At 45.1% G+C, this 1,318-nt stretch carries 2 protein-coding genes; one reads left to right on the top strand and one right to left on the bottom strand.

Annotated elements, in window-relative coordinates; genetic code table 11:
• On the top strand, positions 1-480 hold a 480-nt coding region (locus A3738_RS23980), incomplete at its 5' end, for a DUF3080 family protein (RefSeq protein ID WP_156504469.1).
• Between the two features lie 16 nt (positions 481-496).
• Here A3738_RS23980 and asd read toward each other — a convergent pair.
• On the bottom strand, positions 497-1,318 hold an 822-nt coding region (gene asd, locus A3738_RS23975), incomplete at its 5' end, for an archaetidylserine decarboxylase (RefSeq protein WP_197474000.1).

The following is a 1,318-nucleotide window of genomic DNA, read 5'->3' as shown; positions in this document are numbered from 1 at the left end:
TCTGTTGTGTCGCTTTTCAAACAGTGGCAGTCAGAGAATTATGTTCAAACGGAGCAAGAACTAGAGACGATGTTATTTCAGATAAATATCGGTGATGGCGGAGCACTGCTATCAAGTTTTAGTCTTTTGAATAACAGGCTTGAAGTGCTCAATAGCTTTCTCGAAGGCGTGCTCGATTCTGAGCAAATCTGTGTAGCAGGGAGACACTCGTCAAAGATACTGCAAAACGTCGTACAAAAATATTTTGTGGGTGAGGTTCAGCAGTGGGCTGCGGATCTTAATCGCCGACAGTACGCATTGAGCGAAGCAATGGCCGATTTGGAGGGCGAATTAGCACCGATGCTCAGTGAGAGTTATGCGCGATGGAGGAAAGAGAGAACAGCTGTTTTTCAACGCAATAAAGCCTTGATTCAACGCCATGTGCTATTGATTGGAAAGTTAATAAATGAAGAGAAACTAGCGGTGCATTNCGACCGCTAGTATCGATTGAAGAGCCTTACTTTATTGTTGCGAATGTTTCGCCCATACGAACAGGTGATTCTGCTTTCAATGACTCTTCGAAGTTGATGGTGTTTGGTGGTGCACAGAAGACGACGGTAGACCCTAGCTTAAAACGGCCCATTTCTGCGCCTTTTTCAATCGTGATTGGCTCTTCGTTGTCGTAGTCAAAACTGACAACATTTTTACGCATTGGCGCGACAAGACCAGCCCATGTTGTTTCGACGCTTGCAACAATCATTGCGCCAACCAAAACCATTGCAATCGGGCCGATTGCTGTATCGAAAATCGCTACGACTCGCTCATTACGTGCAAATAAATTTGGAACGCGTTGCGCTGTTACAGGGTTAACCGAGAAGAGTTTTCCAGGAACATAAATCATTTTTTTCAATGTGCCTGTGATAGGCATATGAATGCGATGGTAGTCTTTAGGTGAAAGATAAATCGTTGCGAAGTCACCATCCATAAACGGTTGAGCAAGTTTTTCATCGCCACCCAGCAATTCATTGACGTTAAAGCTTTGGCCTTTTGCTTGGAATATTTGTCCGCCTTTGATTTCACCTAACTGACTGATTGCACCATCAACTGGCGAGCAAAGAATGTTATCTCCCTCTACAACAGGGCGAGCACCGTCTTTGAGAGCGCGGGTAAAGAAATCATTGAAGCTAGGGTAGGCAGTTGGGTTTGGTTCTGCCGCTTCGCTCATGTCGACGTCATACTTGTCGACGAACCAGTTGATAAAGTTGTTTTTGACTGGTTCGAATGTTGTGCTCGCTACTTTGCCAGCAACGCGCGAAATAAAGTGCTGTGGGCTGATGTA

Source organism: Oleiphilus sp. HI0066, assembly GCF_001635725.1.
Note: the sequence above shows the minus strand (reverse complement) of the source record. Positions and strands in the feature narration are given on the sequence as shown.